Raw genomic sequence first — 18,858 nt, 5'->3', positions numbered from 1 at the left:
ACCGCCGAACCGGGACACATCCTCCACGCTCGCGTCCAGGCGCAGGCGCACGACTCAGCTCGGGTGCCGGTAGACGCCGCCGCAGTCGATGGAAGTGTCGGCGCTGGTCTCCGCGACGAGGTCGGGCTGGACGAGGGTGGTGTCGAAGACGTCACGGGGCCGCCAACGGGACCGCCCAGTGGCCGCCCACCGCCGCCCACTGCCGAGCCGCACCGACGTCCACGCCGCCATCGACAGCCTGACCTCCGAGACTGGCCGACGCCCGAGCGTGCTGGCCCTCGCCACCCGCCTCGGCCTCGCCAACACCACCTTCCGCCGCAACTACCCAGACATCTGTGCCGAGCTCGCTCCGCCATCGCGCACACGCCAAGCGGCACGACCGCAGCCGACGCCTACAGCAGAGTCCAGGCCAACAACGCCCGGCTGCGACGGGACAACCGCGACCTCGCCGAACAGCTCGAACTCGCCATCGCCGCCGTCCAACGCCTGAGCATCGACAACGGCCTCCGGCGCGCCGCCCTTCACGATGCCCGCGCTGTCACCCCGTTGCCCCGCCGCCCCCGATGACCGACTCCGTCGCCACCAATCAGGTGCGCCAGCGAGCTGTCACCCAGCGAGTGCCGGATCAGTCCCACCAGAAATCCCAGCGTTGGGCGCCAGTGATCCGCTCGGCATACGCGGCCAGTGTGTACGGTCTGCTGCCCTGCCAGATGTTGTCAGGGCAGAACGCAAAGTGCTCGGCTGCAACCAGCAGAGCCTCATGCTCGCTCACCGGGGGCGCGGCGATGCTGAGGTGCAGCGTGGAAAACCCGACCGCGACGACGCGGGCTCCGAATCGGTTTTCCCAATCCCGGACGACCGCAGAGAATTTCGCGGTGTCGTTTTCGTAGTTGCAGGGGCCAGCCCAGCCCATGGCTGTCAGCGCTTCGGCACCGGACGGTGCGGCAACCAGTCCAAGACCTGTCCGCGGGCAGTCGGTGAGGAACGCCTCCGCGAACTCTGAGGCCAGTTGCTCAGGGTTCGTTACCGTCTCCCGGCTGGCCGCAAGGCCGGGCCATACCTGTCCGAAGGGGGCCGGAACAGCGAAGCGCCTTTTGACATCCGCCCGGAGTGGTACGCCGGATCCCAGTGGCACGACGCCGAGCGCGGCGTTGTCTGGTGGGTCGACGAGATGAGCCGCGGCACCGACCCCGCGGTCTCCGCCACCGGCACCGTCGACCAAGACCCTCCCCTCCCGAGCGGCTGGTGGACGGAACTCCGCGCCGCCCTGGACACCCTGGCCGGGCACGACACGGACCGGGTGTGCATGCGCCAGGAACACCTGACGGGGCGGATCCGCGAGGTCTACGGCGACACCGTCGACACCGTCGATCACCGACTGGTCCTGCGCGCACGGCGACATCGGTTGGGCCAACCTCACCGCCCCGACCCTGACCCTGCTCGACTGGGAGGGCTGGGGCCTCGCCCCCGTCGGCTACGACGCCGCCTGTCTATGGTCCGCATCCCTGGCCGTCCCAACGCTCGCTGCTCAGTGGCTGTTGTCTTTCCAGTCTTGAGGACTGCGTTTCCGCTGTTCAAGCATGGGGTCGGCGGTCTCGGGGAGTGGTGACGTGTCGTGTCGTCGCTCTGGTGGAAGTCGGGGATGCCGTCGGTCGTGGGGCTGTTGGAAGAGCGTGAGCTGACCGCTCGCCGGCGTGTGGACGCGCTGCGGGAGGAGGCAAACCGTATCCAAGCCGAGTTGGTCGTGACCGAGCGGGAGTGGAGCGAGTGGGGCATCGCCCGTTCACGCGTCGGCGAGGTGCTGTCCCCGGGCGAAGGAGACATCGCCGGCCCGGGCGCCGCCGAGGAGCCGTCGGATCGCGGTGAACCGCCCGCGCTGCCTGCATCTTCGGAGGCGGCGAAGCCGAAGTCGGTGGTGCCGATGTGGCGTGCGGGCCTGGCCTGGTCGGCACTGTCGGCGGACTACCAGCGCATCCTGCAGGCTCTCGCGGCCGGGGCCGGCTCGGTCAAGGCCCGCTGACCTGCCAAGAGATGGCCGGCTGCTTCGGCCTGGACCCGGTGTCCGCGAAGATCGAGGCGTTGCGGTCGAAGGCGAAGCGGCTGACAGCGCGCGGGTGGCTGGCCGAGCCGGCGCCGGGCCGGTTCACCCTCGCGAGGGCCGTGGCCGGGCCAGGTGGCGGGTCATGAGCAGGGTCATCGACCAGTAGATCATCGCCTCCGCGCTGCCGGTGGACCGTTCGAAGTCCCGCGCGAGGCGGCGGCTTCGCATTAGGTGGGCGAAGAACCGCTCCACGATCCACCGCTTGGGCAGTACGACGAAGCCGCGCATGTCATCACTGCGTTTGACGATGGCGAGGACCAGGGCGAGGGCGGCCAGGCAGTACTCGACGAGGCTGCCGGTGTAGCCGCCGTCGGCCCAGACCAGCGCCAGCCGGTGGTGCGCGGCGGCGACTGGGAGAGCAGAACCTGCCCGGCGGCGCGGTCGCCGATGTCCGCGGCGGTGACCATCACCCCCAGCAGCAGGCCGAGGGTGTCGACCACGGCGTGCCGCTTGCGCCCATTGATCAGCTTGCCGCCGTCGAAGCCGCGGCTGTCGGTGGCGACGACGGCGTCCGCCTTGATGGACTGGGAGTCGATCACGCCCGCGCTCGGCTCCGGGTCCCGCCCCGCCTGCTCGCGGACCTTGCGGCGGAGCCGGTCGTGGAACTCCTTGACCAGACCGTGGTCGCGCCAGCGGCGGAAGAAGGCGTAGACCCGGTCCCACGGCGGGAATTCCGCTGGCATGGCCCGCCACGTCGTTCCGTTGTCGACGAGGTAGCGGATCGCGTCCAACATCGCGCGGTGGCAGTACGCCTCCGGCTGCCCGCCCCGCCCGCGCAGCCAGCCCGGGACCGGTAGGAGCGGCCGCACCACCGCCCACTCCGCATCCGACATGTCCGTCGGATAGCGGCGCCCGCGCATCCCGTGGTCGGCCGCGTTCCCGAACCGGTGCGCCAGGCAGTCACAGCTAGGAGTGGCCGAAGCGGACTCCACCCCGGTGATGCCGTACAGAAGCGGCAAAAGGTCCTCCGGGACGGCTTGTTGGCGTCGGCATTCTCCGAGCTACCGCGCGGCCCCATTTCCTATGCCCGGCGCCGACCACGATCACCCCATCGAGAAGGGGATCTGGCCTTCAACGACGCCTGCACAAGATCGCTGACACGCCCGTGACCTGCACGTCGAGGGGGTGGGGCGGTTCGCCGAAATGACCGGCCGGGTGAGCGGGGTGGACGAGTCAGGCTGGGCGAGGATGCTGCGACCGATCGGTACGCCGATGGTCAGGGGCGTTGTTGTGCGCGGAAGGTCCCGGGGGGCAGCCCGGTCTCCCGGGCGAAGAACTTGCCGAAGTTGGTGGGTTCGGTGAAGCCGAGTCGGCGGCCGATGGCGGCGACGGGCAGGTCGGTGTGGGCCAGGAGGCGGCCGGCTTCCAGGGCGACGCGGCCATCGATGAGGGCTTTGGCGTTGCGTCCGGTGGCGGCTTGGCAGGTGCGGTTGAGGGTGGGAAGGGAGTAGCCGACCCGGGCGGCGTAGGCGGCGGCGTTGCGGGTGGTGGCGAAGGAGCGTTCGAGTTCGTGCTGGAAGCGCAGGAAGGTGTCGCCTCCGGTGGTGGCGGGTCTGGACAGGCTGCCGTGCGGGGTGGGGAGTCTGGCGATGCGCAGGACGAGTGCGGCGAGCAGGTGGCGCAAGAGTTCCGTGGTGGCCGCGCTGCCTGGGTCTCGCGCGGCGCTTCGGTATTCGGCGGCCAGTTCGCCCAGGGCGGCGGTGAGCAGGGTGTTCTCGTGTGGTGCGAGGTGCCAGATGGCGGGACCGAAGGGCGTGAGCAGGGTGCGGGCGGCCCCCAGGGGCGGCAGGAAGGCGGGGGTGAACAACACGATGGCCGCCTGGACCGGGCCGGGCGGGCGGACGGGGCGGGGCAGGCGCAGTACCCGGCCGGGGGCCACGTGCAGCAGAGTGCCCGGGGGTGAGGGGTGATCTTGGAAATCAACCATGGTGACGGCTTCGCCCGCAGCGACCAGGATGATCTGATGGAAATCGGTGCGGTGCACGCGGGCAAGCGCCTGTGGGGAAAGTCTGCTGGCCAGACACGTAATGCTGGTCACTTCGATACCCAGATGGGCGCGGTCGGGGTTGTGGAAGCCGTACTCGGCGACGCGCGCGCCTTCGCCCGGATGCTCGATTTTGACCATGACGCTTTCGGATCTTACCTCGCGCGTGTGGCGCACCTGGCCAAAGGTGGAGGTGCGACTGGCGGAGACGGCTCCGCCTCCGCACTGGAAGGAACGTGTCATGGGCAACAAGGAACTGGTTCTGCAGGCCGCCGATGAGCTGTTCGGCAAGAAGGACCCCTCCGCGGTGGACCGCTGGGTCGCGTCCGACTACCGCCAGCACAGCAGTCTGGCCGCCGACGGCCCCCAGGCGCTGCGCGACCTGGTGGCCGGTCTGCCCGACGGTTTCCGCTACGAGGGCGCCCGGGTGATCGCGGACGGCGACCTGGTCGCCCTGCACGGCACCTATTACGGCTTCGGACCGGACCCGCTGGTGGCCTTCGACCTGTTCCGCGTCAACGCGGACGGCAAGCTGGCCGAGCACTGGGATGCCCTCACCCCGGTCGTGGCGAAGACCGCTTCCGGCCGCTCGCAGACCGACGGGCAGAGCGAGCCGCGTGACCTGGACAGGACCGAGGCCAACCGTGCCCTGGTCCTGGAGTGCGCGGAGAGGGTCCTCAAGGGCGCCGACTACTCGGTGCTGACCGACTTCATCTCCACCGAGACCTACCTCCAGCACAACCCGGAGGCCGCCGACGGCCTGGACGGCTTCGGCGCCGCCGCCGCGAAGTGGGGCGAGCAGGGCAAGAACCTGGTCTACAAGCAGGTCCACAAGGTCGTCGCCGAAGGCGACCTGGTGCTGCTGCAGTCCGAGGGCGAGTTCGGCGGGCCGGTGGCGTACTGGGACCTGTTCCGTGTCGCCGACGGCAAGATCGTCGAGCACTGGGACGTCGTCGCGCCGGTCCCGGCCGAGCTGCCGCACACCAACGGCCTGTTCTGAGCGGCCGGAGGACATCGTGAGCACTCTGACCTACGCCGGGAAGAAGTTCCGGTTCACCGTCGACAACGGCACGGTGTTCCACAACACCTACGCACCCGACGGCACCGAACTGCGCTACGAGACCGTCGCCGGTCCCGGCACAGGCACGGTCGAGGACGTCGACCTGCACGCCGCGGAGGTCGCCACCGGAGTGTTCCTGGTCGGCTGGACGGAGAAGTCCGGCATGAGTGTCACCCACGCCATGAACATGAACACCAACACGGTCCACGCCTTCTGGACCTACGAGACTGCCGACGGCCGGGTGGGCGAACTGCACACCGGCACCCTCGAAGAGCTCTGAGGACACCCGACGGCGAGCGGCCGGACCGCCCCCGCGGTCCGGCCGCTCGCCGCTTGGCACCCGAATCCCCCTTGCCTCCGCCGCCTCCGAGGCATCCCGCGGCCGACGTCCGCGATCAGGCTTCCCACACCTGCGATCCGACTTCTGAGGAGTACCGGTGACCACCGAGCCCGGCACCATGCCCGCCGTCTTCGTCGGCCACGGCAGCCCCATGAACGCCCTGGAGCCCAACGAGTGGACTTCAGGATGGGCGGAGCTCGCCCGGTCCATGCCCCGCCCGCGCGCCATCCTGTCCGTCTCCGCCCACTGGTACGTGCCCGGTGTCCGCGTCACCGCGGCCGAGCAGCCCCGCACCATCCACGACTTCGGCGGCTTCCCGCCCGCCCTGCATCAGGTGCAGTACCCCGCGCCGGGCTCGGCGGAGCTGTGCCGCCGGGTGACCGGGCTGCTCGGCCCGCAGCCGGTGGCCGCCGACCGGCAATGGGGTCTGGACCACGGCACCTGGTCGCTCCTGGTCCACATGTACCCCGAGGCCGACATCCCCGTCGTCCAGCTCTCCGTGGACGAGAACCTCACCCCGCGCGAACATTACGAACTGGCCAAACGACTGCGCCCTCTGCGCGAGGAGGGAGTGCTGATCCTCGGCTCCGGCAACGTGGTGCACAACCTGCACACCTACGCCTGGGGCCTGACTCGCGACGAGCTCTTCGACTGGGGCGTCCGCTTCAACCAACGGATCCGCGAGGCCGTCCCCGCCGGCCGCGTCGACGAGCTCGTCGACTACGAGCAGTGTGGCCAGGACGCCCTGCTGTCCGTGCCGACCCCCGAGCACTACCTGCCGTTCCTGTACGTCATCGCCCAGTGCCGCCACGACGAAGGCATCCAGGAGCCGGTCACCTTCCCCGTCGACGGGTACGACGGCGGCGGAGCGATCTCCATGCTCTCCGTCCGCATCGGCTGACACCCACCATGACCCCGAACGCCCTGCGCCTGGACGCCTACCGGGCCGCGGTCGCCCTGGACACCCAGCCCCGGCCGCTCGCACCACCCGCGCCCACCGAGGAGCTGCCCACCCTGACCCGCGCCGCGCTCCGGCTGCTGGCCGGCGACCCGGCCGCCCTACGGCTCGGGCTGACCGCGAAGGACATGGAACAGGCCGACGACACCCGCGCCCGGCTACTGCTGCGCACCGTGCTGACCGTGCGCGCCCCCGGCCCGCTGCCCGCCGGAGCCGCCAGGATTCTCGACGCCCTGCTCGGCGGCGAACGCCTGGCACGGACGGTCACCGACTCCGCGCGGCTGCCGACAATCGCCGACCAGCTGCCCACCACCTCCTACCGGGCGGCCGACCGCACCTCGCTCTGGCAGGGCGACATCACCACACTTGCCGCGGACGCGATCGTCAACGCCGCCAACAGCGCGATGCTCGGCTGCTTCGCCCCCCTGCACCCGTGCATCGACAACGCCATCCACAGTGCCGCCGGGCCCGGACTACGCGACGGCTGCCACACCGTCATGGAACTCCAGGGACACCCGGAACCCACCGGCACAGCCAAGATCACCCGAGGTGGCCAGCTGCCCGCCCCGTACGTCCTGCACACCGTCGGCCCGATCGTCGACGGCACCCCCGGCCCGGATCACGGACAGGCACTGGCATCGTCCTACCGCGCCTGCCTCGACCTCGCCGCCGAGACGGGCGGTATCCGCACGGTGGCGTTCTCCTCCATCAGCACCGGCGTCTTCGGCTTCCCCAAGGCACCGGCCGCCCGGATCGCACTGGACACCGTCGCCGACTGGCTCGACGAGCACCCCTGCGTCATCGACCGCGTGATCTTCAACGTGTTCACGGACGACGACCACGCCACCTACCGGCACGCCCTGACTTGACCCGCTCGAAGGAACCCCTACCGCGATGAACACCCACCGTGTCCCCGACCTGACGGCCGCCGCCCACACCGTCCGCACCTGGCTGGACGAGGCGGACCGGGTCCTGGTCACCGCAGGATCCGGACTGAGCGCCGCCGCCGGGTACGACTACGGCGACCAAGAGCGACTGAAGGAACTGTTCCCCGCCCTGCACCGGATGGGACTGCGCTCCCGCTACATCGTCGGCGTGCACCTGCCGCCCACCCTGTGGTGGGGCTACTGGGCCGTCCACATCGACGACATCCGCTACACCCCGGGGCCGTACCCCCTCTACCAGCGGCTGCGGGCGCTCGTCGCCGACAAGGCGCACTGGGTGATGACGTCCAACGTCGACGCCCTGTTCGCCCGCAACGGCTTCGCCCCGGAGCGGATCTTCACCCCGCAGGGCGACTACGGCCGCTACCAGTGCACCGTCCCCTGCCTGCGCACCACCTGGGACAGCCACCCGCTGGTGGAGCGGCTGCTCGCCGCGTACGACCCGGCCACGGGTGCGATCACCGACCCCGCCGCCCTGCCGCACTGCCCCAACTGCGGCGAGGACGTGGAGATCAACGTGCGGATCGGACCGCAGTTCGTCGACGAGCCCTACCTCCCGGCCGGCAACCGCCTCCAGGAATGGCTCAACAGCGCCGACAACGGCACCCGACTGCTGATCCTGGAGATCGGAGCCGGATTCAACACCCCCGGCGTCATCCGGACACCCGGCGAACACCTCACCCGTCACCTCCCCAACACCCGCCTCGTCCGCATCAACCCCAGCCACCCGCAGACCCCCGCCGACCTCCGCGAACAGGCCCTGCCCGTCCCGTTCGACACCGACCTCTTGCTCGACGCACTCGACAGCGGGCCGCACGACGCATGGCCCTCGACGAGGTAGCCCAGACGTCGAACAGGACTCGGCTCCAGGGCCTCGCCGATCTCGTCGTCCGCGACGGACGCCAGCGGCCGACCCATGGCGGGCCGCTCTGCGGTCTTGCCCACCCGCGCCCGAAGCCGCGGACCGTATTCGAGGGCGCCTCGATGTATCGCCGTCATCGGCGACTCGCTAGCAGCGGACGACGACCAGGTCGCCGCCGAGCCTGCCAGGAGCGCCGCATGAGGAACCCGCAGGAGGTCACGGCTACGCTCGCACCTATTCACGACCAGGACATGTCGACCGATGCACCGTTCGACACTTCACGCAGACGCACCTGGCTACTTCATCGCCTACGACGGGTGACGCTGCTCCCGCCGGTAGCCGCCGAATCACGTGACCAGGACCCCTGTTCGACCAGCATCCCTCAAGACCGGAACGACAACATCCACTCAGGTGCTTGCCGAGTTGCACGACGTCCTCGACACCCGGCCCGGCCGCCTCTCCCGGCTGATGCTGTGCGCAAACGTCGAACGGGCCCACCGCCGCTCGGGTAACGACACCGCTTACCGCGCCGACACAGAAACCAGCGCGGCAGCCGCTCGCCTCCCGCAGCCTGCCCTCGGTGATTCTTCGCGGGACGGCTGCGACCACACCGCCAACGCCTATCCCGACGTGGTCTACGGGGAACTCCAGGAGTTCCCCCGGGCAAGCCCGTCCACCTGACCAACGTCAGCTGCGGTAACGCCACCATCGCCAACATCGCCAGGGACAAGCAGACGCCGATCAGCCCGGTCCCGCCTCCGGCCGACGGCTGGCCCGAGGTGGACCCGCAGATCAAGCGGGCCAACCTCAACGACCAGACCGACGTCGTCACGATCGGCGTCGGCGGCAACAGCCTCCCCTTCGGGGACATGCTCCTCAAGTGCCTCAAAACCGGCGCGGCCGGGAAGTCCTGCCGCGAGTACTACACCAATCCCCCCGAGGGGGAGGAGAGCATCGAGGACGAGCTCGCCCGGGTCCAGGACGAGTACATCGAGATGCTGGCCGAGGTGCACAGCGCGGTGCCCAACGCGAAGGTGATCACGGTCGGCTATCCGGCGGTCCTGCCGGAGGATGGCAGTGCCTGCAACCGCTCCTCCCTCACCGAGCTCGGCTCTATCGCGCACGCCGACGTCGACTGGCTCCGTGACGGCGTCCTCAAGCGGTTGAACAGCACGATCGAGCGGGTCTCGGGCTTCTTCGGTGACCGGTACGTCGACGTCTACTTCTCCAGCGAGGGCCACGACGCCTGCCAGCCCGCAGAGGAGAAGTGGGTCGAGGGGATCTGCGGTGATGCCGAGGACTACTGGCCGTCCAAGCTCCCCGGCACCCTGCTGGACTGCGGGGCGATCGGCAAGCGCGTCACCCTGGTCCACCCCAACGCCGCGGGCCACGCCAACACCGCGAACCACGTCGAACGAGCCATCCGCATCGCCCTCCTCGATCGCTGACGCCTCGGGGCCCCGGCAAGCCGCGCGAAAGCGCGGCCCGGGGCCTCCTGGCCGGCAAGCGTAGAGGGCGCCGTTGTCGGAGGTTGGCATCTGGCGAGCGTCGCCGCGCACCCGGCGCGAGACGTATCTCGACGCCGTCGCACGGGCCCACGCCGACTTCGCCGCCCTCCCCGGCGGCGAAGTACCCGAACCCGGTACGGAGGCCGAGGCTCCGCGGCATGTGAGTGGAGCCTGCCGCGTGAGTTCCTGTGGGTCATAGCCACTCGTTGATGGCGGCGATGAGTACGGTCGGCTCGTAGCGGACCGCGAGTTTGTCGTATCGCGTGGCGACGGCGCGGTGCCGCTTGAGGCGGTTGATGCCGCACTCGACCGGGTGACGCTCTCGATAGTCGGCCGGGTCGAAGCGCGGCGGCCGACCACCGCGGGAGTCGAGCTTCCTACGGTTGCGCGCCTGGTCTGCCTTGTCGGGGATGGTGCAGCGGATCCCGCGGCGGCGCAGGTAGGCGCGGTTCTTGCGGGGGCGTGCGCTTGTCGGCACGCCCACGATGGGGATGTGAACGGTCACGTATTTCGGCTCTGTCGGGGATCTTGTGATGTCGCGGGGCTGAGCTGGGCAGTCTCCGGGTGTGTGGTTCAGGGGTGTTGGGGCGGTTGTTGCCGCATCTGTCCGGTGTTGTCATCGAGTCGATCAAGCGAACGGCGGGGGTCATCACGCTTCGCGCGGGGTGTCAGACGTTGCCGGTGAGATGCCCGGGATGCGGTATGCCGTCGTGGCGGGTGCACGGCCGGTACGTGCGCCGGCTCGGCGACGCGCCCGTGGCCGGCACCCCGGTAGTCATCGAGCTGACCGCGCGCCGTTTCAAGTGTCTGAGCAACCGGTGTCCGGCCGTGACGTTCGCCGAGCAGATCGAGGGGCTGACCAGGCCGCATGCCCGGCAGACGCAGGTGTTGCGGTCGATGCTCGCCTCGATTGCTCTGTGCCTGGCGGGCCGTCCCGGCGCCCGCCTTGCCGCGTCCCTCGGGATCCGCATCGCCAAGGACGCGCTGCTGGACCTGCTCCGCTCGGTTCCGCAGCCACCAGTTGGCACTGTCAGATTCCTGGGAGTGGACGACTTCGCTCTGCGCAAGGGCGACTCCTACGCGACGATCCTCGTTGATCTGGAAGCCCGCCGCCCGGTCGACGTCTTTCCAGGCCGGGACGCTGAGCCGCTGGCCGCCTGGCTTCGCCGGCACCCGGAAGTGGAGGTGATCTGCCGGGACCGGGCCGGCGCCTACGCAGAAGGGGCCCGAAACGGTGCCCCGCAGGCGATGCAGGTCGCCGACGCCTGGCATCTGTGGCGGAACGTCGCGGATGCGGTGGAGCGAACGGTCGGCTCTCACCACGGGTGCATCCAGGCCGCGTTCGCGGCGACCCCGGTCATGGCGGAGGCAACCGCGAGGGACCTGGTCACGCCGGAGCCGTCCAGGCCGGTGGTCGTGCCGTTCGTCCCGCCGGACGGCACGCTCGACGTCAGCGGCCAACCTCGGCGTCTGGTCGCCCGCACCACAGAGAGATACACAGCGGTCCAGGCCCTGCTGGCCGAGGGAAAGTCCCTGGCGGCGATCGGCCGGGCACTGCGGCTGGACCACTCCACCGTCCGCCGCTTCGCCCGCGCCGGCAGCCTCGACGAACTTCTGGCCAAAGCCACCGGACGACTGTCCGTGCTGGACGAGCACAAGGAGTACCTTCACGCCCGCTGGCTGGATGGCTGTCGCGACATTCCCCAGCTCCACCGGGAACTGCGCGAGCACGGATTCACCGGGAGCGTCCAGTGCCTCCGCCGCTACTTCCGCGCCTTCAGACCTCCCCGCCAACCAGGGCGGAAGCAGCAGCCGGTGTCCCAGCCGCGGCCCCGACCGGCTCCGAAACCCCGACGCGTCGTTCGCTGGATCATGACCAACCCGCAGCATCTCGCGACCGCCGACGCCGCGGAACTGAAGGAGATCCGCACCGCCTGCCCTCACCTCGACGCAGCCGCACGGCACGTCCACGACTTCGCCGAAATGCTCCACGACCTCCGCGGAGACCAGCTTCCCGACTGGATGGAGCGCGTCCTTGCTGACGACCTCCCAGCCCTCCACTCGCTGGTCAGCGGTCTGCGGCGCGACTTCGACGCGGTCACAGCAGGACTCTCCACACCGTGGAGCTCCGGCCAGGTCGAGGGCCACGTCACCCACGTCAAGCTCATCAAACGCATGGCCTACGGCCGAGCCAACCTCGACCTCCTACGCCAACGCGTACTCCTCGGGCCATGACCCTGCGACATCACAAGATCCCCGACAGAGCCGAATTGGCTGACGCCGGACCCGCCGGACCCGCCGGACGTGGGGAATTGGATGACCGCTGACACGTCGAGATCGTCCAGCTGTTCCGCGCCAAGACGGTCGACGTCTCCCCGGAGGCCGTGCCGTCTTGGTGACAACATGCCTGTGAACGGCCGACCGGAAGGCTCACCGATGACTCCGAAGCGAACGGCCACTTCGGCCACCAGGCCGTGTCTCCAAAGGATTCAGCCCAGTGGCCTCTAGCCGCGGGTCAACGCATGGGAAATGAGCGGAACTTACGATGAGTCCGTCACCGTTCAAGGAGAGGAAGCCAGATGCTCGGCTGGTCCATATCGATCTACTTCCCGACGCCTGAGCAGGTGCAGGACCTGAAGAGCCCCAAGGACCACGACCAGGCGCAGAACCTGGCCTACTGGACGACGAGGGAGTCGGTGGGGTGGTTGACCGATCTGGAGAGGCAGGGGAAGGCCAAGGAGATCATTTCGTCGGGTTACCCATGGCGCTTCACCGCCCTGGCCGGCGATGTCCTGCCGCTCCTGGCGGACGCAGCGAAGCTCGGCATCGGTGTCCATCCCTTCACGGGCGGGGCGTGGGTGGCCGATGAGATCGCGGATTGTCCGGCCGACGAGCTCTTGATCATCGACGCGTGGGATCAGTCCTGACGATGACGGACATATACCTGGTGGACGTCCAAGGCCCGCTGTACGCACCGATGGTGGCGCTGTCGGGGGGCCGCTTGCACCGCGCGATCACGACACGTGGTGTCAGCCAACCTACCGCCGGCTGCGATGCCGGAAGGCGCCTGGACGAAACCCGACTGGTGCTCAGAGAGGAAGCCGACCCGGACCGGCTCTGTCGAGCAGCCGGTTGTGCAGGTGTCCCGTGGAACGGTGGCCGGACATCCACATGACTCCCCAGGAGGGCGTCCAGGCCCACCTCGACCTGCGAGGCTCCAAGCCGCACGGCGTCCTGCTGCCGATCCACTGGGGCACCTTCAACCTGGCCTTCCACGCCTGGGCGGAGCCGGGCGAGTGGACGGTCGATGCCGCCGAGGTGGTGGGCCGGCCGGTGGCGGTCCCCCGTCCCGGCGAGCCCTTCGAGCCCGCCGGCAGGCTGCCGGTGGAGCCGTGGTGGCGTCCGGTCTCCCATCCGATCGCCCGGCCGTGGCGCCGCCCCGAGCCGGTGGAACGCGCACCGGACGAGTCCCGCGCAGGGGACCTGGACCTCGCCGAAGAACGGTGACGGCGCGGGGCGCGGCTATGCCCGGGGGTCGCGGGCGGCCGCCACGATCCTCTCCAGCGCCGAGGCGTGGCGCTGGAACGCCTGCCGCCCGTGCGGGGTGAGGCGGAGGTGAGTGTGCCGGCCCGTGCGGCTGCGCGTCTTGCGGATCTCGACGTAGCCGGCGTCGGTGAGGGCGGTGATCTGCTTGGACAGGGCCGAGTCGCTGGTGCCCACGGTGTCCCTGACGAAGCCGAACTCGACCCAGTCGGCCGGGGCGAGCAGTGCGACGACCGAGAGCCGTGCCGGTACGTGCAGGAACTCGTCGAAGTCGGGGTCCATCAGCCCCGACCGTTCCCGCGGATCATGGTCTCGAGGGACGGGCGGAGCGCGTACGAGGCGCCCACGGCCGTCAGCGCGGTGACGGCGGCGGCGAACGTATGCCGTGCCGGCAGGCCGGTGAAGTACGCGGCGATGGCCACCGCCCAGAAGAACACGAGGAGCAGGACGCCGACGACCGCGTAGGACAGGGCCTCCGGGCCGGCGGCCCTGCGGCGGACGGGTGCCCGGCGCTGGTGCACGAACAGCCCGCCCAGGGTCAGGGCGTTGCCCGCCAGGACCGCGACGGTGTTCCAGGGGCTCGGCAGGTCGAAGGACGAGCACACGGCGAACAGGCCGAGCGCCGAGACGATCATGTAGGGGCGGGAGTAGGCATGACGGAGGTATGCGTCGAACGTCTGCTGTCGGCGGTGGCGAATGGCGTCCAGGGCGGTCTGGGCGTCGTGGGCAGTCATGTGCGGCATCCCTAATCGTGCGCTCCGTGCGTTCTTTCCTCCCAGGAAAGTACCACCTGCTTTCCTGAGGGGAAAGAAGCGCTTCCGTCGCCGGCTCCCTACGTCCGCGGGTCGGCCTGGGCGGCGTGGGCGAGGATCGCTTCGGCCAGCCGCGGGAGCTGGGCCTGGGGGAGGGCGTGGCCCATGCCGGGCATCTCGACGAGCCGGGAGTTGGCGATTGATTGGGCGAGGTGGCGGGCGTGCGCCGGGGGGAACACGGGTTCGGCGTCGGCGGAGGTGATCAGCGTGGGCACCTCGTTGCGGGCCAGCTGCTCGGTACGGTCCATGCCGGAGTGGTCGGCGCGCCCGTGGGTCATGGGGGCGTCGTACCGGCCCGCGTGCTCGATGATCCGGCGTTCCAGCGCGCGGAACTCCTCGGGGGCGAAGGGCGTTCCCGTGCCGTTGAGCGCCCGCCAGTGCCCGACCCTGCGGTCGAGTTCCGCTTCGAGGCCGCGGTCCTCCCAGGGGGTCGCCCACATGCCGAGGATCTCCGGGTCGATGCCCGGCAGCTCCTCGTCGGGGGTGCGGCTGCTCAGTGCGCAGGTTCCGATGAGGGTGGCGCTGATGACCCGCTCGGGGTGGTCGGTCATGAGCAGCTGGGTCAGCATGCCGCCCATGGACATGCCGACCACGTGGGCGCGGTCCACTCCGTAGGCGTCGAGAACGGTGACGATGTCCTCGGCCAGGTCGAGGACGCGGTAGGGGTGCGCGTCGAAGGACCAGCTGGAGCGGCCGGTGTCACGGTGGTCGTAGCGGATGACGCGGTACCGCCGAGCGAGCGCCGCGACCAGTTCGTCGGGCCACCCCAGGCCCGAGGCGCCGGCCCCCATGACCAGAAGCAGGGCCGGGTTCCGGGGATCGCCGTGCTCCTGCGTCCACAGCCGCACCTCGGCGCTGACGGGGATGGTTCGCTGCTTCACGGTCACTCCTATGTATGTTGAGACGAGACGTTGCGTCTTGTTTCGTGCGATCAGTATGCCGGACGCATAGAGCTCGGTCAATACGAGACGTCGCGTCTTGTCATGGGTGGGGTGGCCGCCCCGCGAGGACGGGGGACGTCGAAGCGCACTGAGCGTCAGGTAGCCGCTCCCTGACAGGAGACATGTCACGGATCGTCGCAGGCACGATGCCCGCGCTCCCGCCACGTCCCCCAGGCAGCTGTGCCAACTCGTGCACACCGCTGGGCCTTGACGCGCACGGAGCCTGACTCGGAGTCCGTGACCGAGGCCCTGGCCGACCGCGACGATGCGCTGGGTGGAAGGCGGAGGGCAAGGCTTTTCAGATGGGTCGGCAGCCGGCCGAGCACACGGGGTCTCGACTTCGGCGATATGCCCGTCCCAGTCGCGAACGCAGGCGTCGGCCTCGCCGTCGGTGGCCTCTTCGAGGTCCTGCTCGCCGATCGCGTCCCAGTCCAGCCGGTGCTCCGGCCCGGTCCAGCCGCAGGAGCCACCGCGCGGAGTGCGGCGGCCCGTGGGACGTGGGGGAAGCGACCGTCGTAGACGCTCCACTGGGACGTCGAATTCACGTGCGATCCCGAGCTGGTGTCGAAGTACGCCGGGCCCGGCACGCTCCCGTCGGCCAGGAGCACACCGACCGCACCCTTGTGCGCGGTGCCGAACTCCTCGCTCGTCCACGTCTCCCGCTCCACGTCCATGGCACCCCTCCTGCAGCCCAGTCCGACGTCGCCGGCCCCCGGTCAGCGGGTGCCGGAGTACGACGATGCCGCAACCGGCAGCGTGAGCACCTCCGAATCCTCGGACGAGTCGAACCTCCACAAGGACGAAAACCACACATTCGCGTCGGCGGGCCCCAACGGCAAGCACCGCACACGGCAGTCGGGGGCGGAGACCGGTTCTCACAGAATCCGGGGGCCACCACCGTGCGATGGTTTGTCGACAGAATCCGGCCGACTCCGTCGCCCAGCGCCCCGTGGCCACGGCGCCTGATCGTCAAGGCGCAGCAGGCGTCGGTACGCGACGCCTCTTCACCGGCGAAGGGCGACTGCACACCCGCCTGGACGCCAGAGGACCTCGTCGCGGTCGCCCGCCGACGGGACGTCGAGGGTCTCCTCCAGTTCCAGATCCGGTGACGTCGGCTTCCCAGTACCCCTCGGAGATCGGGGCCGGGTCGTCCTCGCCGACGCGTTCGTCGGCGAGGACGGTGAGATGCACCTGCGGTCCCTCGACCCAGGTCAGGTGAGCGCGGTGCTGGACGTCGGCCATGGTGGTGGTTCCCTTCGCGGCGGTACGGGGTGTGGTCCGTACCCGTGCACGCGGGAGAATCCGGCTCCCGGAAAGGGCCGAAGGGCTACAGCGGCCGAATGCCGTGTAGATGTGCTTCGCTTCGGGCCGCGAGGCCGTCCCAAGGCGCGTCCCCCGGTTCAGGGGTCTACGTGGAAGGCGGCGCCTCGGCCTTCCACGACACAGACGCTGTCAACACGGGTGCGGATATTCCGGCGGCTTCGAAGTCCCGGTCTGCAGAAGCGTTCGTGGGGCTTCTAGAAGGGTTCGGCAGCCGCCAAGAGATACTGCGGCAGGTAAGGGGATTCGACGCGGATGGTCCAGCCACGGCGGCAGGCGTGGCAGGCCAGCGCGAGGACGTCAAGGTTGACGGAGACTTCGGGGCCGTCGGCGCGGTCGGCGACCTCGTAGTAGGCGCGGTGGGCTTCGAGCGCGTCGGCCAGGGCCAGGTTGAAGCTTTCCTCGTCGCCTTCCACGAGCTGCGACAGCAGCACGGCTGGCGGCATCGCGAAGCCCCAGTCCTTGGCCTTCTCCGCCTCGTGCAGTGCCCGCTGTGCGGCCGCTTCGGGCTCGGCGCCCTTGAGGTAGGCGTGGAGGGCTTCGCGGTAGGCGGTGTACGCGGATCCGTCCGGGCCGGCGAAGGTGGGGCCGGTGAGCACCAGGGGCGCGAGGTCCTCGCGCACGCCGGTGATCAGGGCGAAGGCGACGGCCATCTGCCAGTACCCGGCGCCGGCTTCCCTCCCCCGGCTGGCCGGGTAGCGCAGGGTGCGCCCGCCGATGGACACCTCGACCTCGGTGTCCGGCTCGGCCAGTGCGATGCGGAACAGGGCCGCCCCCGTCTGTGAGGCCAGCCGGAGCGTGGCGAGCTGCGCGTCCGCGATGTCGCCGGGGTTCCCCGATCGCCACTGGAACAGGCGCTGCTGGTCCTCCAGGGCGCTGCCCAGACGCCAGACAGGAAGGGGCTTGCCCTCGACGGGAGTGAACGCCTCCTGGAGGTGTTCCTCGTACATGGCCTCGATCCGCTGGATCCCCTCCCGCTCGCAGGCCGGCCGCTCCACCACCAGCGGGCCCGCGGCGAGCGCGGCGACAGCGTCCGGCCGCCGGTCCCGGCCGAACCCCGCGACTCGCGGTCCCCGCGTCTCGAAGCCGGTGACCAGCGCGTGCGGGAGGTAGTCGCTGCGGACGGCCGGCGCCCAGCCCAGCGTCCGGTACGCGAGCGCCGCGAAGGCGATGGGGACGAGCGGGAGAAGGCTGCTCGGGGAAGCCTTGGGCCCGTGCAGGGCGGTCTCACGGGACAGCAGGCCGGCCAGAGCGCTGTCGAACGCCTCCTTGTCCTCGGCGGCCAGGGCCCGCAGTGTCCGCAGCGCTGCGGTGTTCAGCTGCTCCAGCAGAGGCTCACCCGTCTCCTCGCTGCGGGCCCGGATCCGGTCCAGGGCCGCGTCGACGGCGGCGAGCTTGGCCCGCGCGCTCGGCGGGTACTCCTCGTCGTCGCCCGTGTCGTCCAGGACCACGGCCGTCAGGCCTGTGGCAAGCTCACCCAGCGGCGTTCCCTTGGCCTGCTTGGCGAACTTCTGCCGAGCGAAGTGGAAGGCCTCGCCGTGCCACTTCGCCTTGTCCCGGAGCACCGCCAGGCACAGCGCATCGATCCAGTCCCCCGGCGTGACCCTCTCCTCGGGTGAGTCGTCACCCGGGTCGTAGCTCATGCCGAAGTTCACGTACTCCAGGAAGACGTTGAACGTGCAGTGCGGGTGGTACGCGGCGTAGGCGACGGCACCGGCCGCGGCTTCGGAGGCGTCCTTGAGGGCGGCCTTGGCCTCCGGGGTGTCGAGGTCGGGTGTCTCGAGGGAGAGGGCGCCCAGGTAGTCGAGGAACTCCTCCGCGATCGACTGCCATTCGTAGGTCGCCATCCGGCCGGCCCTCGACATGGAGTGCACCTGGCCGCCGATGCGGTTCGTGAAGTCCTCGCGCGCTGCCGACACGGCTGCCTGACCCACCTGGTGACGCTCTATTCGCACTGCCCTGCTCCTTAATCGATTTCAAGCAAAGCCTAGGTGCGGGATCTGACAGGGCGGCGATACGACCCTGGGAGCAGATCGGACGCCCGCACGGGCTGTGCGCGGGGCGGCCCCGGGCCCGGTACGGCCGGGCCCGTCTCCAGTGGCCGCCTCCGCCGACGCCGCAGTGACGGAGTTCGCGGGGAGATCGGTCAGCTGCGCCGGGAAGAGGCGAGGACGTCGTTGGCGCCCTGAGCGATGAGGTCCTGGGCGACCGCCCGGCCCACGGTCTGCGGGTCGGGCCCGGTCTGTCCGGCGGCCAGCATCACCGATCCGTCCGAGGTGTAGATCCGGGCGGCCAGGCGGAGGTCACCCGCCGCGTCGGTAGTGGGGGTGGCGTGGCCGGCGATCGGAGCGTGGCAGTGTCCGGCGAGGGCGCGCAGCAGGGTCCTTTCCGCGAGGGCGGCCCGGGTGGCGGCGGCCTCGGTGAGCGGGGTGAGGAGGTCGAGGAGGTTCTGGTCATCGGCGCGGAGCTGCAGGGCGAGCTGCCC

19 protein-coding genes and 5 pseudogenes are annotated in these 18,858 nt (G+C 70.1%); 12 read left to right on the top strand and 12 right to left on the bottom strand.

Features of this window, described 5'->3' with window-relative positions:
* Window positions 1-54 precede the first annotated feature (54 nt).
* On the bottom strand, window positions 55-231 hold the full coding sequence (locus tag M4D82_RS32485) for a hypothetical protein (protein ID WP_249771170.1): 177 nt from the start codon (window positions 229-231) through the stop codon (window positions 55-57).
* A 394-nt stretch (window positions 232-625) separates the two neighbouring features.
* Window positions 626-1,375: a DUF4253 domain-containing protein gene (locus M4D82_RS32480; RefSeq protein WP_249771168.1), complete on the bottom strand. Its 750-nt coding sequence runs from the start codon at window positions 1,373-1,375 to the stop codon at window positions 626-628.
* 267 nt (window positions 1,376-1,642) lie between these two features.
* Between M4D82_RS32480 and M4D82_RS32475 the strand changes: the two are divergent.
* Window positions 1,643-2,187, top strand: a pseudogene (locus M4D82_RS32475) (hypothetical protein).
* Here M4D82_RS32475 and M4D82_RS34450 read toward each other — a convergent pair.
* The 3 genes and pseudogenes from M4D82_RS34450 to M4D82_RS32465 all read right to left on the bottom strand — a co-directional run bounded on the left by M4D82_RS34450 (window position 2,144) and on the right by M4D82_RS32465 (window position 4,085).
* Window positions 2,144-2,425 carry a transposase gene (locus M4D82_RS34450; protein WP_349637127.1) on the bottom strand — a complete coding sequence of 94 codons (282 nt, stop codon included), beginning with the start codon at window positions 2,423-2,425 and terminating at the stop codon, window positions 2,144-2,146. The pseudogene M4D82_RS32475 and the gene M4D82_RS34450 overlap by 44 nt on opposite strands.
* Before the next feature lie 74 nt (window positions 2,426-2,499).
* Window positions 2,500-2,934: pseudogene (locus M4D82_RS34445) on the bottom strand (transposase); the annotation flags it as partial.
* A gap of 383 nt (window positions 2,935-3,317) precedes the next feature.
* The gene (locus M4D82_RS32465; RefSeq protein ID WP_249772344.1) at window positions 3,318-4,085 is read right to left on the bottom strand and encodes an AraC family transcriptional regulator; all 768 of its coding nucleotides are present in this window, start codon (window positions 4,083-4,085) and stop codon (window positions 3,318-3,320) included.
* Here M4D82_RS32465 and M4D82_RS32460 point away from each other — a divergent pair.
* From M4D82_RS32460 to M4D82_RS32435, 6 genes are all read left to right on the top strand, one after another.
* A complete protein-coding gene (locus tag M4D82_RS32460; protein WP_249772376.1) occupies window positions 4,014-4,364 on the top strand; it encodes a hypothetical protein in 351 nt (116 codons plus the stop codon). The two genes, M4D82_RS32465 and M4D82_RS32460, sit on opposite strands and share 72 nt — an antisense overlap.
* The gene (locus M4D82_RS32455) at window positions 4,327-5,085 is read left to right on the top strand and encodes a nuclear transport factor 2 family protein (protein ID WP_249771164.1); all 759 of its coding nucleotides are present in this window, start codon (window positions 4,327-4,329) and stop codon (window positions 5,083-5,085) included. Before M4D82_RS32460 ends, M4D82_RS32455 begins: the two co-directional genes overlap by 38 nt.
* Window positions 5,086-5,101: 16 nt before the next feature.
* Complete coding sequence (locus tag M4D82_RS32450) at window positions 5,102-5,425, top strand: phenolic acid decarboxylase (protein WP_249771162.1); 324 nt, start codon at window positions 5,102-5,104, stop codon at window positions 5,423-5,425.
* A 157-nt stretch (window positions 5,426-5,582) separates the two neighbouring features.
* Window positions 5,583-6,386, top strand: coding sequence for a 4,5-DOPA-extradiol-dioxygenase (ygiD, locus tag M4D82_RS32445; protein ID WP_249771160.1), 804 nt, complete (start codon window positions 5,583-5,585; stop codon window positions 6,384-6,386).
* Window positions 6,387-6,394: 8 nt separating this feature from the next.
* The gene (locus tag M4D82_RS32440; RefSeq protein ID WP_249771158.1) at window positions 6,395-7,312 is read left to right on the top strand and encodes a macro domain-containing protein; all 918 of its coding nucleotides are present in this window, start codon (window positions 6,395-6,397) and stop codon (window positions 7,310-7,312) included.
* Window positions 7,313-7,337: 25 nt separating this feature from the next.
* A complete protein-coding gene (locus M4D82_RS32435) occupies window positions 7,338-8,228 on the top strand; it encodes an SIR2 family NAD-dependent protein deacylase (RefSeq protein ID WP_249771156.1) in 891 nt (296 codons plus the stop codon).
* 23 nt (window positions 8,229-8,251) lie between these two features.
* Here the strand turns inward: M4D82_RS32435 and M4D82_RS34725 are convergent.
* Window positions 8,252-8,358: pseudogene (locus tag M4D82_RS34725) on the bottom strand (site-specific integrase); the annotation flags it as partial.
* A 302-nt stretch (window positions 8,359-8,660) separates the two neighbouring features.
* On the opposite strand from M4D82_RS34725, the gene M4D82_RS32430 reads away from it, so the two are divergent.
* Together M4D82_RS32430 and M4D82_RS32425 are read left to right on the top strand one after the other, a co-directional pair.
* Window positions 8,661-8,930 (top strand): hypothetical protein, encoded by a 270-nt coding sequence (locus tag M4D82_RS32430; RefSeq protein ID WP_249771154.1) that lies wholly within the window; start codon window positions 8,661-8,663, stop codon window positions 8,928-8,930.
* Window positions 8,931-9,028: 98 nt separating this feature from the next.
* A complete protein-coding gene (locus M4D82_RS32425; RefSeq protein WP_349637108.1) occupies window positions 9,029-9,697 on the top strand; it encodes a GDSL-type esterase/lipase family protein in 669 nt (222 codons plus the stop codon).
* Window positions 9,698-9,950: 253 nt separating this feature from the next.
* Here the strand turns inward: M4D82_RS32425 and M4D82_RS32420 are convergent.
* Window positions 9,951-10,257 (bottom strand): annotated as a pseudogene (locus M4D82_RS32420) (IS5 family transposase); the annotation flags it as partial.
* A gap of 79 nt (window positions 10,258-10,336) precedes the next feature.
* Here M4D82_RS32420 and M4D82_RS32415 point away from each other — a divergent pair.
* The 3 genes and pseudogenes from M4D82_RS32415 to M4D82_RS32405 all read left to right on the top strand — a co-directional run.
* A complete protein-coding gene (locus M4D82_RS32415; protein ID WP_249771150.1) occupies window positions 10,337-11,992 on the top strand; it encodes an ISL3 family transposase in 1,656 nt (551 codons plus the stop codon).
* 344 nt (window positions 11,993-12,336) lie between these two features.
* Window positions 12,337-12,684 (top strand): hypothetical protein, encoded by a 348-nt coding sequence (locus M4D82_RS32410; RefSeq protein WP_249771148.1) that lies wholly within the window; start codon window positions 12,337-12,339, stop codon window positions 12,682-12,684.
* 229 nt (window positions 12,685-12,913) lie between these two features.
* Window positions 12,914-13,264 (top strand): annotated as a pseudogene (locus M4D82_RS32405) (MBL fold metallo-hydrolase); the annotation flags it as partial.
* Between the two features lie 15 nt (window positions 13,265-13,279).
* Here the strand turns inward: M4D82_RS32405 and M4D82_RS32400 are convergent.
* The 5 genes from M4D82_RS32400 to M4D82_RS34170 form a co-directional block, all read right to left on the bottom strand.
* Complete coding sequence (locus M4D82_RS32400) at window positions 13,280-13,582, bottom strand: winged helix-turn-helix domain-containing protein (RefSeq protein WP_249771146.1); 303 nt, start codon at window positions 13,580-13,582, stop codon at window positions 13,280-13,282.
* A complete protein-coding gene (locus M4D82_RS32395) occupies window positions 13,582-14,034 on the bottom strand; it encodes a hypothetical protein (RefSeq protein WP_249771144.1) in 453 nt (150 codons plus the stop codon). The genes M4D82_RS32400 and M4D82_RS32395 overlap by 1 nt, the downstream gene beginning before the upstream one ends.
* A 98-nt stretch (window positions 14,035-14,132) precedes the next feature.
* Window positions 14,133-14,993, bottom strand: a complete 861-nt coding sequence (locus tag M4D82_RS32390; protein ID WP_249771142.1) for an alpha/beta fold hydrolase — start codon at window positions 14,991-14,993, stop codon at window positions 14,133-14,135.
* 1,577 nt (window positions 14,994-16,570) lie between these two features.
* Window positions 16,571-18,307 (bottom strand): immunity 49 family protein, encoded by a 1,737-nt coding sequence (locus M4D82_RS32385; RefSeq protein ID WP_249771140.1) that lies wholly within the window; start codon window positions 18,305-18,307, stop codon window positions 16,571-16,573.
* Window positions 18,308-18,519: 212 nt separating this feature from the next.
* Window positions 18,520-18,846: a hypothetical protein gene (locus M4D82_RS34170; RefSeq protein ID WP_283844556.1), complete on the bottom strand. Its 327-nt coding sequence runs from the start codon at window positions 18,844-18,846 to the stop codon at window positions 18,520-18,522.
* Window positions 18,847-18,858: the final 12 nt, after the last annotated feature.

Origin of the sequence: Streptomyces sp. RerS4 (assembly GCF_023515955.1) — a bacterium.
Classification (GTDB): Bacteria; Actinomycetota; Actinomycetes; order Streptomycetales; family Streptomycetaceae; genus Streptomyces.
Note: the sequence above shows the minus strand (reverse complement) of the source record. Positions and strands in the feature narration are given on the sequence as shown.